Origin of the sequence: Sulfitobacter sp. HI0027 (assembly GCF_001634775.1) — a bacterium.
Classification (GTDB): Bacteria; Pseudomonadota; Alphaproteobacteria; order Rhodobacterales; family Rhodobacteraceae; genus Sulfitobacter.
In genome coordinates this window covers 1-214 of the sequence record NZ_LWER01000352.1, presented here as the reverse complement: position 1 = coordinate 214, position 214 = coordinate 1, and the positions used below count along the sequence as shown (strand labels likewise).

At 55.1% G+C, this 214-nt stretch carries 1 pseudogene; it reads right to left on the bottom strand.

The window, feature by feature from the left end:
- A pseudogene (locus A3722_RS16810) lies at window positions 1-214 on the bottom strand (sensor histidine kinase); the annotation flags it as partial.

The window sequence follows — 214 nt, the reverse complement described above, 5'->3', positions numbered from 1 at the left end:
CGCGTTGATCAGCGTGACCATCTGATTGCTGACCGCCCCTTGCAACACCGGCATCGCACGACGGACCGGTGTTTCCACCAGTGTTTGAAAGTTCTCATCCTCGGAAAAGTCATGATCCTGCCCCGTGGAGGAGCAGGTCATTTTCCCGTCTAGCCCGATGAAACCCACAAGCGAATAGATGTCTGACGCTTGCTTGTACTCCTTGAGGAAGGCG